The following is a 13,348-nucleotide window of genomic DNA, read 5'->3' on the forward strand; positions in this document are numbered from 1 at the left end:
TAAACTGTCAAAAATGGCATTTTAGAACCACTTTTCTACCTCTTCCAGCTGCAGTGCAGCAATGGGTAATTTATTTTTCTTTCTTAGTCCGTTGAGCTTTTGATGTACCTGGGTAGGTTTATTTTCCTGAAGTTTGGCAACAGTACCATATTCGTGCATCACTGTATCTACCCATTCCTGCGGAACTCCGATTTTTATGAAATCCTCAGGTTTTGGTGTGGCTGCTTTCTTTTCGGGTTTCATCTGCGGGAAGAAAAGCACTTCCTGTATAGATTGTTTGTTGGTAAGGAACATGATCAATCGGTCCATTCCAATACCAAGTCCCGATGTTGGGGGCATTCCGTATTCCAGGGCTCGTAAGAAGTCATTGTCAATAAACATTGCCTCATCATCACCTTTTTCAGACAATTGTAGCTGCTCTTCAAAACGATTTCTTTGATCTATAGGGTCATTTAGCTCAGAATAAGCATTGGCAATCTCTTTTCCGCAGACCATAAGCTCAAATCTCTCTGTAAGCTCCGGATTTTCGCGGTGCTCCTTACAAAGCGGACTCATTTCTTTTGGATAATCTGTAATAAATGTGGGCTGTATAAAGTTGCCTTCACATTTCTCACCAAAGATCTCATCTATGAGCTTTCCTTTACCCATAGTGTCATCAACCTCGATGCCCATGCCTTTTGCGGCCTCAAAAAGTTCTTTTTCAGACTTGCCGGTAATGTCAAATCCGGTGAATTGTTTAATGGCATCGGTCATTGTCACTCTGGCATAAGGGGCTTTAAAATCTACCTGGTGCTTTCCAAAAGTGGCTTCGGTAGTTCCGTTTACGGCAACAGCGCAGTGTTCCAGGAGGTTTTCGGTAAACTCCATCATCCAGTTGTAGTCCTTATAGGCTACATAGATCTCCATTGCAGTAAATTCCGGATTGTGGGTTCTATCCATTCCTTCATTTCTGAAGTTTTTGGAGAACTCATAAACGCCGTCAAAGCCACCTACAATAAGCCTTTTAAGGTAAAGTTCATTGGCAATCCGCAGGTAAAGCGGGATATCTAATGCGTTGTGGTGCGTTATGAAAGGCCGCGCAGCAGCTCCTCCCGGAATAGATTGTAAAATGGGGGTTTCAACTTCAAAGTAGCCTTTGTCGTTAAAGAAGTTCCTCATTGCAGTGAATAGCTTAGTCCTTTTTACAAAGATCTCTTTCACTTTTGGGTTCACTACCAAATCGGCATAACGCTGGCGGTAACGCAACTCGGGATCATTAAATTCGTCGAAGGTCTTCCCTTCTTTATCGGTCTTTGGAAGTGGAAGCGGTTTTAATGATTTGCTAAGAAGTGTGAAGTTCTCAACCATTACTGTTTTCTCACCCACCTGCGTATTGAAGAGCTTACCTTCAATGCCTATAAAATCCCCTATATCAAGAAGTTTTTTATAGACGTCGTTGTATTTGCTTTTATCATCTCCCTTGCAAATCTCGTCACGGTTGAAATACACCTGAATTCTTCCGGTGGAATCCTGAATTTCAGCAAAAGAAGCCTTTCCCTGTATTCTTCGGGACATAAGTCTCCCGGCGATGACCACCTTTTTGTTTTCTTCAAATTCAGACTTTATTTCCGAAGTAGTATGATCTACGGGATAAAGTGCCGCGGGATAAGGGTCTATATTCAGTTTTCGCAGGGAATCGAGTTTCTCCCGGCGAATGAGTTCCTGTTCAGATAAATGCATTTTCTTTAGTTCAAGATTCGACTTGCAAAGATACAGACTATACCGCAACCAATCAATTGTTTTTTAACGGGCAAAGCGCTAATTTGGTTGGTGTAGATTTTAATATATTTGTAGCTGCCTATGAGTGTTTGGAGAGTAATATTGTCGATCCTTTTTCCACCCCTTGCTGTGATAGACAGAGGTTGTGGTTCTATTCTTATCGTGCTTATACTTACACTTTTAGGTTGGGTGCCGGGAGTAATTGCCGCACTAATCATCCTGAATAATAACAAAGGCAGGTAAAAAGAAAAGATTTGAACAGGAACATTGAATTTGAGGAGTTAGGGCAGCGGGATTATAAGGAAATCTGGGAGTACCAGGAGAAATTGTTCCAGGGAATTCTCGATCAAAAGATTGCCAACCGTAGAGAAGGAACTTCAAAGGCCACCAAAAATCACCTGCTTTTTGTAGAGCATCCCCATGTCTATACCCTCGGAAAGAGCGGAGATATGTCACATCTCCTCATCAATGAGGAACAACTGGGGCTAAAAAATGCCACTTTTTACAAGATCAACAGGGGCGGGGATATTACTTATCACGGACCCGGACAAATTGTGGGCTATCCTATACTCGATCTTGAAAATTTCTTTTCAGACATCCATAAATATTTAAGGCTTCTTGAGGAAACTATTATTCTAACTCTTAAAGAGTACGGGGTCAAAGCAGGCCGCAGTAAAGGGGAAACAGGAGTGTGGCTGGATAGTGATACGCCTTTTGCGCGAAAGATTTGCGCAATGGGGGTGCGTGCCAGCCGCTGGGTTACCATGCACGGTTTTGCCTTTAATGTGAATACCGACCTGGGATATTTTGATAACATCATTCCCTGCGGAATTAAAGGAAAAGCAGTAACCTCCCTCAATGTAGAGCTGGGCGTAAAGGAAGTTCCTGTAGAGGAGGTGAAGCAAAAAATAAAGAAGCATTTTTCTGCCCTTTTTGAGGCTGAATTGGTACCCCCAACCCCCTAAAGGGGGCTTTAGCTGTTTCTGAAAAGTCCCCTTTAGAGGATATGGGTTTGAAGTTAAGGAGATGCTGCTATTACTCACCTGAAGGTGGCTTTACTTAAGGTTATCAACCTGATTTTTTATTAATCTTATCACATGCTCAGTTGTATTGAAGATTTCTGAATTCCTAAATCTCATCAGGGTAATCCCAAATTTCTGAAGATGTTCATTCCGCATATGATCGTATTCTTTTTGTTCTTTCCGATCATGAATCCCTCCATCTGCTTCTATCACTAATTTTAGCTCATGGCAATAGAAGTCAACAATATATTGATTTATTGGATGTTGTCTTCGGAATTTCACCTGTAGTTGGCGGTTGCATAGAAAACTCCAAAGTAGCTTTTCTGCCTTTGTTTCCTTTCCACGTAATTCTCTCGCCTGCTTATGAATAATGGGAGATGCTCCATAGAACATATCATAAATATTGCTCTCCATAATTCTTTATTTACTTGAAAAATATGAAAATTTGAAAAATCTCCCACAAGGAACCTAGAGATGAAAAGTGCAATATATTTCAGTTTTGCTCCCACCTTTCAGAAGGCGCTTTATTTTGGAAGTAAAATAAAAATAAACAGAAATTTAAAGTCCCCTTTAGGGGATTTAGGGGTTAAGATCAATTCACCTCATAAACCAAAATCCCATTCTCTTCGTCCTGCACCACTAATTCCAAAGCTGCATCTTCGTCGGCATTGGAGAGGTCTGTTAAAGAATTTCCATAAACAGGGAACCCGTCTATTAGCCTGGCATTACTGTCAAACAGATATACTTTTTTAGCTTGAAGATCGGTTACTGATACGTAGATCTTATTGTTGAGGAAGAAGATCTGCGGATGGTCGTATAGTCCGAAGTCAAGGGTCACAGCATTACCTTTGATGCTGAGCTCATTTTCTGAAAGGGTGACCAGCGTTTTTTCGGTGGCTGTGATGCGGGTATTTTCAGCAAGGCCAAGATCCTCTTTTTTTACATTTCCGTTTTCGCTGATCTTTATGATCTGGCCTGAGGTGTTCGTAGAAACGAAATTTCCATTGTACTCGTACCAGGCATTTTCAGAGAAATTTAGATCTTCTTTCACAGGAACACGAATTTTTCCGGTGCGGCTAAGAATATTCAGTTTGCCGGAAGTTTCAGGGATTACGATGTAATCTTTTCGGCCTATCCTAATGTGTTTTGGAGGCTGTATAATTTCCGAAGAAGCTTTAGAGAAATTGAACCCCTTTACACCTTTTCCTTTGCGGTCGTACATATAAACATCGCGCCCCTGCGTTACCATAAAACGGTAATCACGTTTTTTATCATAATCAAAAACAGACAGAGACTGGGTAATCTTATCTCTAAACTTAAGCGGGAAAGGTTTAACTGGGTTCCCGTCGCGATCTATGACATGAACTTCATTTTGAGTCGCAAAAGCAAGTTGATATCTGCCATTTTTTAAAATATCTACCGTTTGTACTTCTCCTAAAATGGGAGATCCCAGGTCTTTTTTCCAGTAAATCTTTCCTTCGGGCGAAATGAGGTACAGCGTATTTTGAACATCCTGCGCTACAATATCCATTCCGTTTGAGCGATGGTTTTTGAAGAAGACTGGCGGAGAGTTCAGGGCTGCTGCCAGGGCAACACTCGCGGCCTGCGAAGTAGGTTTGTCGGTTTTTAGAGCAGCACTCTTCGCCACCACACTGTGCAGGTGGGCAAAATTGTCCTGGTAGATGTATTGAACCGCTGTAATGGGGTAATTAGTGTAGTCAAGTTGCTCTGTTTCATTTGTTCCTTCTGCCTGGTTGTTCCGGATTATCAAAAGTGAAGCTTCTGAACTGAGATTTTCTGAAGAGGTTTTGTAAGCTTCGGTATTTGACAATACAAGATCATCCTGAACAGCGGCAATCACTTCCTTCAATGCTTCGGAAGATTCAGAAAAGAGTATGTAGCTATCCAAAAATGTCAAAAAATGGAGGTCTTTTGGATTCAGTAACAGCTGAAGTATTTCAGAAAAAGAATTGGAGTGGGGAAATTTGTAGATGGGTAGCCCACGGAATTCTTCAGTTTGTTCCGGCTCATAATTTAATGTCTGCAGGCCATTTTCAGCTTCCGCAGAGCGTATAGCGAACACTAAACCTTCAGCAAGATGAATACTTCCTGCTTCACTGGCTGCTGTGAGGAGGGAAATTTCTTCAGTAAAGGTAGTTTCTGTTTCCTTACCTCTCAAAAAGAGCAAATTCTCATTCAATTTTTTGAAATCCTGAAAGCTTACGGAATTGAATCCGGAGCTGGTCACGGGAGTGATATTGGCCAGGGTATTTTTTGAAGTCCCTACACCCTGGAAGACATTGATGAGGCGCGGAAGAGAATCGGAAGCAATGGTGATACCGTTAAGCCTGATGTCGTTCTGGGAAATGTCGGTATCAACGACAGTCCATTTAGTAAAGTTTGAAAAAGGTGTTAAAAAGAGCTTTTTCAGGAAAGGAGTTGCTTTATCGGAATTAAGAAATACAGAAGTTTTTTTGGGAGAGGCTGCTTTGAAAGCCACCTGTAGATCTTTACTCAAGGCTGAATTGCCCCTGGCGGTTTCTTTTAATAAGGGAAGGGAGTTACTTAACAAACTAATGCTATCTATATGTGTTGAAAAAGCCGTTTTACCTTCCAAAACATATTTTTGCACCTCGAGATCATCAAAGTTCATTGTTTCTACCTGCCGGTTGGGGATAGAGTCAAGGTTTTTAGGTTTTAGGTTATCGCGACTAATAAATAGGAAATCCAGGGATTGTTCGGCTTTAGGATCAAGGACGAGTAATGCCTCTTTTTGATGAGGGAAATATTTCAGGATCTCGAGTCCTTCTTTTATTTTAATGTAAAGTTCATTTTCGGAATTGAGCTTGAGAAAATCATTGTTTTGAATATTGCTGAAGAAGAGATCGGGGTTTTTCATCTGCACTATTACCGCCGGATCCTGGGGCAAAAAATCGGTAAGTTCTCCCGAAACCGGGGCTTCGTTGGCGCAGGAAAAGAATAACAGGATGGTAAAAAATGTCAGGATCTTCTTCATGGGAAGTTGAATGTAGTAAATTTTAAAGAGAAAGTTCCAGTTGCCCGGGCAGGAGCTTAAAGCTTTTGCGGTGGTACTTTGTGACTCCGTATTTTTTGATGGCTTCGCGATGTTCAATTGTGGGGTAACCTTTATTTTGTTTCCAGTTGTACATGGGATATTCTTCGTGAATCCTGGTCATGAATTCGTCTCTGTAAGTCTTGGCTAAAATTGACGCTGCTGCAATACTTAGAAATTTGCCGTCTCCTTTTATAATACACTCGTGCGGAACTTCTTTATAGTTCTTGAACCTGTTGCCGTCTACGATAATGAATTCGGGTATGGGGTTCAGGTTTTCTATGCATTTGTGCATTGCCCTGATAGAGGCGTTTAGGATGTTGATTTCGTCTATTTCTTCCATAAAAATATGTTGCACCGAATAACAGACTGCCTTTCCCCTGATGATTTTCTGCAATTTGTTTCTGGAAAGTGCATTGAGTTGCTTTGAGTCATTGATGATCTTATTCCGGAAATTTTTGGGTAGGATAACGGCAGCCGCAGTGACAGGACCTGCAAGGCAACCCCTGCCGGCTTCATCTGTGCCGCATTCTAATGGAAGTTTAGAAAAGCTCTTTGCTAACATGGGAAAGCTGAATTAAGAAGAAATGTAAATTCCTTAAATATTATGGTAGCTGCAAAAGTAAAAATTTCAAAACAGAGGGAAAGTCTTATGTTGAAAAGCTGTGTTCAATATAGAACAACTTTGATGTTTGTGTTTTATTATTAAAGAAATCTCTTTTTTTCAGCTATAACGGCAAAATCGAGAAATTAATTTTTTCAACTATAAGGTTATAGATATGGAGTTTCATCAACTTCTTAAATAATTAACAGCTTAGTTTATAAGCCAACCTTGTTTTATTAAGATTTTATTACCATTTTTGGCGTTGGCTAATTCAAATAATTTATAAAATGAAAAGAAAATTAAGTGGAATTCTAACACTTTTACTGGTGTTAGTTGTGCAAATTGCTTTTGCGCAACAAGAAAAGCAGACTGTGCGAGGTACAGTGACTGATAATGAAGGTTTGCCTTTGCCGGGTGTTAATATCGTGGTAAAGGGAACGCAGGTGGGAACCCAAACTGATTTCGATGGGAAGTACAGTATTCTTGCCGGAAGTAATGATGTTTTGGTGTTTTCTTATCTAGGTTTCCTTAAAGTGGAACAAAGAGTAGGAAATGCTACGGTGATTGACGCAACTCTTAGTCCAGATGCTGCAGAGCTTGAAGAAGTTGTAGTAATGGGGTATGTTTCTCGGGGAGCTAATGAGCTTACGGGGTCATCTGTTCAAGTTAGGGGTGAAGAAGTTGCCGAAGTTCCTTTAGTATCAGCAGATCAGGCGTTACAGGGAAAAGTTGCAGGTCTTCAAATTTCTGCGTCATCAGGTACTCCTGGTTCTACCCAGGATGTGAGAATAAGGGGTATCAGTTCCCTAAATGCAAGTAATGAGCCTCTTTATGTTATTGATGGTGTTCCTGTAAATAACAGTAATATTGCTGGAAGTAATGATTCTAGTTCATTAAACCCTCTATCTTCAATTAATAGTCAGGACATTGCTAGTATAACTGTTTTGAAAGATGCTTCTGCTACAGCAGCTTATGGAGCCAGGGGTTCTAATGGAGTAATCGTAATTACCACGAAGCGTGGTGCTGATGGTGAAGTGAAATTTAACTTTACTTCTAGTATAGGTGTTCAAAATGATGCTTATAATAAGAGAAAGCCTTTGACAGGGCCACAGAGGATTGATCTATTAAGAGAGAGTCTTGTTAATGCTTATTCTGAATTTGGTTTTACTTATGATAATGCTCTGCAATTAGGAGTTGATAACGAACTTCTTTCTCCAGCCATTCTTGAATATGGTGGTGAAATATATAACTGGAGCGAAGCTATTAAAAATGAAGATGCTCTTTTGCAAAATTATACTTTATCTGCTTCAGGAGGAGATGAGAAAGGATCTTTTTATGCGTCTGTAGGTTATAATGAGACAGAAGCAACTGTTATTGGTGCTGCATTTAAAAGATTATCTGGAGCTTTATCTGTAGAAAAAGAATTCAGAGATAATTTAGATTTTTCATCTTCTATAAATTTATCTCATACTACATCTAACCCAATTTTGGAGTTAGGAACTTTCTTTTCAAATCCATTTATTACCAGGTATTTGATGAATCCACTCAACCCTATTTATAATGATGAGGGAGAGTTAAATATTGATTTGCCTTTTGGTTCTTTGCATAATACTCTATATGTAACTGATAATGATATTAGTAAAAATGCTTTAACAAGAGGGATATTTAATAATAAACTAGACTGGGAATTGGTTGATAACCTAACTTTTTCAAATAGAATTAGTTTAGATTTTCAATTAAATGACTATAAAAGTTATGGAAACCGTCATGAAGGATCTGCAGCTCCTGTCAATGGTTGGTCTGAAAGAAGTACTGAGCAGAACTTTAACTGGGTTTACCAGGGTTCTTTAAACTATAATTTTCAAGTAGATGTAGATCATAATTTTGATATTACAGGATTGTTTGAGTATCAGCATAATCAAAACTCTTATTTGTATGGTTATGGAGAGAATTTCCCGGCAGATGGATTGACAAATATTGCCTCTGCTAGTGCTAATTTTGATGCTACTTCTGAATACACTGATTGGTACAATGTATCTTATCTTGCTCTTTTCAATTATAATTATGCAAGAAAGTATGTTTTGGATGCAACTTACAGGCGAGAAGGTTCTTCACGTTTTGCTGAAGGAAATAGATTTGGAAATTTCGGTTCTCTTGGGGCAGCCTGGAATATTCATATGGAGGACTTTATGAGTGAATCGGTCTTTAATACTTTAAGACTTAGAACTTCGTATGGTATTACAGGTAACAGCGGTGTAGATCTTAACGCATATCAAGCACTGTTAGATTTTGGAGCTGCTTATAACAGTCGTGGTGGAGCTGTCCCTTCACAGTTTGGTAACGCCGATCTTACTTGGGAAAAAGGAGAAGCCTTTGATATCGGTATGAGTTTTGGTGTTTGGAATAATCGATTAGAAGGTTCTGTATCTTATTTTAAGAGAAGAACTTATGATCTTTTACAAGAAGTTCCTCTTTCTCTAACTACAGGTTTTGAATTACAAAATAGAAACGTTGGGGAAATGATTAATGATGGTGTTGAGGCAGAGTTGTCGTTCTTAATATTCAGCACAAAAGATTTTAACTGGAATGTTTCTGCTAATTATGCAACTGTGGAGAACGAAGTGACTGAGCTTGCGCTTGGAGCAGATGGAAATCCTTTAAACCCTTTGGCAGGATCCTCCTATAAGACTACGCAAGTTGGTCTCCCTGTAGCTGCATGGTATATGCCAACCTGGGCCGGCGTTGACGTTCAAACTGGAGCTCCTACTTGGTATCTTAATGGGGTTGATGGAGAAGTGACTAATAATTATAGTAGTGCTGAAAGAGTATACCAAAATGCAAGTGCATTGCCTACTTACTCTGGAGGTCTAGGAACAAGAATTAGTTACAAAGGTATTTTTGCTGAAGCAAACCTTTATTTTGCTGGAGGTCATAAAATTTATGAGCAGTATGCACAGTTTTACATGACTCCTTCTTCTTTTGCTTTGGGATCTTATAATGGAGTTCAGGAACTTATGGAGAGATGGCAGCAGCCAGGAGATGTGACTGATGTACCTGCATTGATTTACAATAGTAGTAGAAGCTTCCAGTCAACATCTTCAAGACACCTTTTCGATGGTGATTATGTTCGGTTAAGAAATGTTGCTATTGGTTATACTTTCCCTGCTTCCTATGCAGAAGCTATTGGTATTGATGGGTTGTCTCTAAGCTTGCGCGGTACAAATGTTGCAACATGGGTGAAAGATGATGGATTGAAATTAGATCCTGAAGTTCAGGCTATTGGATATACTTCATTAACTACGCCACCTGTTGAATCGTATACATTTGGAGTTAATCTTAAATTTTAAAAAAAAATAGAGAAATGAAAATAAAATATTTATTCGTACTAGCTTTAGGGCTGGGAATATTAGGCTCTTGTACAGAAGAGGATCTTAATCCTACTTTAGGACAAGACAAGAGCATTGAGACGAGTATTAATACCGTCAACGATCTTCAAGCTGTACTTATTGGAGCTTATGACAGATTATCTGAGACTGAGTCTTTTGGAAGAGATATAATTATTCTCGGGGAAGTATTTTCAGATAATACTTACTCTAACGCCAATTCTAATAGATTTGTGCGTGAAGCAGAAATGGATTTACTCGTAACTACAACAACTGCTGAAACTCTTTGGCAGCAAATGTATCGTGTGATAGGTTCGGCAAATGTCGTTATCGCAGCTGAGGGAATTGAAGGGGAACAAGCGGCTATTGATATTATTAAAGGCCAGGCTTATGCTCTTAGAGGATTAGCTCATTTTGTGCTTGTTCAATTTTATGGTCAGCAGCACGTTAATGACGGAGGTTTAAATGCTTTGGGTGTGCCTTATGTGACTTCTTTTAGAGATAATGATAATCTTTTTCCTCCACGTAATACAGTGAGTGAAGTGAGAGATTTGGTTTATGCAGATTTGGAAACTGCTCAGGATCTTCTACCTGCAGGAGCTGGAACTTCTTCAGAATTTATATCAAATCTTGCGGCCGTTGCACTAGAAGCACGTGTGGCTAATTATTTTGGAGATTTTCCAAGATCTTTAACTGCAGCTAAAACTGTAATTGATTCAGGCGCGTTTGCAGTAGTTTCAGAAGATGGCTTTCTTGCTTCTTTTGGAACTGATGGAGGTGTTAATAAAATCTTCGAAGTAGCATTTACAGCTACAGATAACCCAGGTATCAATGGTTTGGCTAATATCTACCAGGCCGGTAGTTATGGTGACGTAGTTGCATTACCTAACTTGGCTGCTATATATAGTGAAGATGATATTCGTGGTGTACATGCGTATGATCCTGATATTGCACAAAGTTCACCTGATTATGTGGCGCCAGAAACCGTTATAGGGGTGACTCCAACCGGAACCTACCGCAATATTGGTAAATACCCTTCAACAGCACCTTACGAAGACAATGTGCCACTTATACGGTATGAGGAAATTGTTCTAATTTATGCAGAAGCATTGTTAGAAACAGGTAGCCCTGCAGAAGCTCTTACATGGTTGAATCTTATCCCTGAAAACCGAGGAGCCGATTTGTTTACTGTAGCCTCTAAGGATAACATTCTTTTAGAAAGAAGGAAAGAATTGGCATTTGAAGGTTTCCGTTTCCATGATTTAGTAAGAACTGGTAAAGATATTCCTCTTCCAGACCCACTGCTACAAACACACGGCGGACCTGATTATGGAAGTTATAATTTAGCTCTCCCAATTCCGGCAGCAGAGGCAGATGCAAATGCAAATGTTCCTCAGAATTTCGGATACGGTAATTAATTTTTAATGCTTAATTGATCTAAAACCGTCCCAATTGGGGCGGTTTTTTTTGTTTATGATATTCCTTTAATACATTTATCATACTTTTGTTCCATTCAAGAATTTTATGGACAAAAAGAACATCTTACTCCTTTTTATATTCTTAATCCCCTTTGGTATACTGGCCCAGGAAAGAAGGCTTAATCGTGGTGGGAATAATATTCAGGGGCAGGATCAAACTGCACGTGACCCAAAAAATGAATCTTCTGTTGAAAAAGCCCCAATTGATCTCTACAAGATTATTTCTGTAGATAACGATACCACAACAGTAGATACCACGCTTCATATATACAAGGATTATCAGTTTAACTATCTTAGAAAAGACAATTTTGGATTACTGCCATTTTCAAATGTCGGTCGTTCTTATAATCGACTAACGTATAATTTTATTGAAGAGCGGGAGGTACTTCCTCAATTTGGCGCTAGAGCGAGACATTATAATTTTATGGAAGTAGAAGACATCTTCTACTATAACGTTCCTACTCCGTTTACCGAACTTTTTTTTAAGACAGTATTCGAACAAGGTCAGGCAGCTGATGCTCTTTTTACTGTAAACACCTCTCCTAATCTCAATATTTCAATAGGATATAAAGGACTTCGGTCGTTAGGTCGATATCGGCATATGCTCACCAGTACCGGAAATTTTAGAACTACACTCGGTTATAGTTCCCCAAACGGCAGGTACAATATGAAAACACATTTTGTTTCACAGGACCTTCTTAATGAAGAAAACGGCGGACTTACAGCCACGTCCCTTGATCAATACATTGCAGAAAATCCCGAATTTGAAGATCGCTCCCGGCTTGACGTGAACTTTGAAGATGCTCAATCTACATTATTTGGGAAACGATTTTTTATCGACCACTCATATGCACTTTATAAAAGAGCAGATTCTCTTGTACAGCGGGACTTCAGGATTGGTCACCGTTTAAATCATACCTATAAGAAATATCAGTTTCAACAGGCTTCAGCCAGTGAACTCTTTGGGCCCTCTTTCGAAGAGGTGGGTTTAAAAGATATAACCCGGCTCACATCAACATCCAACGAGGTCTATGTTGGTTTTACAGCCGGGAATCTTGCAAGAATTATTGCCCGCGGAAAGCACACCCACTATAACTATGGCTATAATACCGTGCTAGATCTTGAAGGAGGGTATATAGTGAACAGGCTTCAGGGAGATATACTTTCAGCAGGGGGAGATTATCTGGGTACTCTGGGTGACTTTCAGTTCAAAGCGAGCGGAATGATCAACTTAACAGGAGATTTTAAAGGATATGACCTCGGCGCCCGACTTTCATATGCGCTGTCCTCAGATTTTGTGGTTGCAGCCACGGCCAATATTAATGATCATGCCCCCAATTATAATTTTCTACTCTACCAGAGTGACTATATAAACTACAACTGGCAAACCTCCTTTTCAAATGAAAGTCGGCAGTCTCTGGGTTTTGATCTCTGGGCGCCTCAATGGTTGAATGCCAACGTAGAATTCTCTACAATTAATGATATGGCTTACTTTGGGATAGGCGAAGCAGGATTTGTAAGGCCATTTCAGCACAACGATCAGGTGAGTTATGTAAAGGTGAAGGGGAGCAGGGAATTTAGCCTGGGCAAGTTTGCGCTTAATAACACCTTGCTTTACCAGACTGTTTTAGATGGTGGGCAGGTTCTAAATGTACCCGATTTGGTCACCAGGAACACCTTTTACTATAAAGACTACTGGTTCCAGCGGGCACTTTATCTTCAGACCGGTTTCACGCTAAATTACTTTACAAACTACGAGATGAATGGGTATGATCCTGTTCTTGCAGAATTTTATGTTCAGAATTCGCAACAAGTCGAAGGTTTTCCAACTGTAGATTTTTTCTTCAATGGTAAAATACGACAGGCCCGGATCTTCTTCAAACTGGAAAACCTGAATTATCTAATTGAAGCAAATAACAATTTTTCGGCACCCCTTTATCCCTCACGTGACTTTGGAGTAAGGTTTGGGTTAGTCTGGAATTTCTTTATGTAATTATTTGGGCGTTCTCCGCCTTCGCTACCGCTCATGC

At 39.8% G+C, this 13,348-nt stretch carries 9 protein-coding genes; 5 read left to right on the forward strand and 4 right to left on the reverse strand.

Annotation, left to right across the window (positions count from 1 at the left end):
- Window positions 1–21 precede the first annotated feature (21 nt).
- Window positions 22–1,719, reverse strand: a complete 1,698-nt coding sequence (gene lysS, locus V5739_RS10440; protein ID WP_423818126.1) for a lysine--tRNA ligase — start codon at window positions 1,717–1,719, stop codon at window positions 22–24.
- 120 nt (window positions 1,720–1,839) lie between these two features.
- On the opposite strand from lysS, the gene V5739_RS10445 reads away from it, so the two are divergent.
- Window positions 1,840–2,001, forward strand: a complete 162-nt coding sequence (locus tag V5739_RS10445) for a YqaE/Pmp3 family membrane protein (protein ID WP_266069320.1) — start codon at window positions 1,840–1,842, stop codon at window positions 1,999–2,001.
- Between the two features lie 11 nt (window positions 2,002–2,012).
- The gene (gene lipB / locus V5739_RS10450) at window positions 2,013–2,723 is read left to right on the forward strand and encodes a lipoyl(octanoyl) transferase LipB (protein ID WP_423818127.1); all 711 of its coding nucleotides are present in this window, start codon (window positions 2,013–2,015) and stop codon (window positions 2,721–2,723) included.
- 90 nt (window positions 2,724–2,813) lie between these two features.
- On the opposite strand, the gene V5739_RS10455 is transcribed toward lipB, so the two are convergent.
- The 3 genes from V5739_RS10455 to V5739_RS10465 all read right to left on the reverse strand — a co-directional run bounded on the left by V5739_RS10455 (window position 2,814) and on the right by V5739_RS10465 (window position 6,418).
- Window positions 2,814–3,194 carry an endonuclease domain-containing protein gene (locus V5739_RS10455; RefSeq protein WP_423818128.1) on the reverse strand — a complete coding sequence of 127 codons (381 nt, stop codon included), beginning with the start codon at window positions 3,192–3,194 and terminating at the stop codon, window positions 2,814–2,816.
- 178 nt (window positions 3,195–3,372) lie between these two features.
- Window positions 3,373–5,796 (reverse strand): hypothetical protein, encoded by a 2,424-nt coding sequence (locus tag V5739_RS10460; RefSeq protein WP_423818129.1) that lies wholly within the window; start codon window positions 5,794–5,796, stop codon window positions 3,373–3,375.
- A gap of 22 nt (window positions 5,797–5,818) precedes the next feature.
- Window positions 5,819–6,418, reverse strand: a complete 600-nt coding sequence (locus V5739_RS10465; RefSeq protein WP_423818130.1) for a ribonuclease HII — start codon at window positions 6,416–6,418, stop codon at window positions 5,819–5,821.
- Window positions 6,419–6,744: 326 nt separating this feature from the next.
- Between V5739_RS10465 and V5739_RS10470 the strand changes: the two genes are divergently transcribed.
- The 3 genes from V5739_RS10470 to V5739_RS10480 all read left to right on the forward strand — a co-directional run bounded on the left by V5739_RS10470 (window position 6,745) and on the right by V5739_RS10480 (window position 13,311).
- The gene (locus tag V5739_RS10470) at window positions 6,745–9,804 is read left to right on the forward strand and encodes a SusC/RagA family TonB-linked outer membrane protein (RefSeq protein WP_423818131.1); all 3,060 of its coding nucleotides are present in this window, start codon (window positions 6,745–6,747) and stop codon (window positions 9,802–9,804) included.
- 14 nt (window positions 9,805–9,818) lie between these two features.
- A complete protein-coding gene (locus tag V5739_RS10475) occupies window positions 9,819–11,258 on the forward strand; it encodes a RagB/SusD family nutrient uptake outer membrane protein (RefSeq protein ID WP_423818132.1) in 1,440 nt (479 codons plus the stop codon).
- Between the two features lie 106 nt (window positions 11,259–11,364).
- Complete coding sequence (locus V5739_RS10480) at window positions 11,365–13,311, forward strand: putative porin (RefSeq protein WP_423818133.1); 1,947 nt, start codon at window positions 11,365–11,367, stop codon at window positions 13,309–13,311.
- Window positions 13,312–13,348: the final 37 nt, after the last annotated feature.

This window comes from Salinimicrobium sp. TIG7-5_MAKvit (assembly GCF_049569215.1).
GTDB classification, from domain to species: Bacteria; Bacteroidota; Bacteroidia; order Flavobacteriales; family Flavobacteriaceae; genus Salinimicrobium; species Salinimicrobium profundisediminis.

What these genes read in the sequence shown, in the direction of transcription:
- lysS (WP_423818126.1), bottom strand. Translation starts at nt 1,719, where the DNA reads ATGCATTTATCTGAACAGGAACTCATTCGCCGGGAGAAACTCGATTCC.
- V5739_RS10445 (WP_266069320.1), top strand. Translation starts at nt 1,840, where the DNA reads ATGAGTGTTTGGAGAGTAATATTGTCGATCCTTTTTCCACCCCTTGCT.
- V5739_RS10455 (WP_423818128.1), bottom strand. Translation starts at nt 3,194, where the DNA reads ATGGAGAGCAATATTTATGATATGTTCTATGGAGCATCTCCCATTATT.
- V5739_RS10460 (WP_423818129.1), bottom strand. Translation starts at nt 5,796, where the DNA reads ATGAAGAAGATCCTGACATTTTTTACCATCCTGTTATTCTTTTCCTGC.
- V5739_RS10465 (WP_423818130.1), bottom strand. Translation starts at nt 6,418, where the DNA reads ATGTTAGCAAAGAGCTTTTCTAAACTTCCATTAGAATGCGGCACAGAT.
- V5739_RS10470 (WP_423818131.1), top strand. Translation starts at nt 6,745, where the DNA reads ATGAAAAGAAAATTAAGTGGAATTCTAACACTTTTACTGGTGTTAGTT.
- V5739_RS10475 (WP_423818132.1), top strand. Translation starts at nt 9,819, where the DNA reads ATGAAAATAAAATATTTATTCGTACTAGCTTTAGGGCTGGGAATATTA.
- V5739_RS10480 (WP_423818133.1), top strand. Translation starts at nt 11,365, where the DNA reads ATGGACAAAAAGAACATCTTACTCCTTTTTATATTCTTAATCCCCTTT.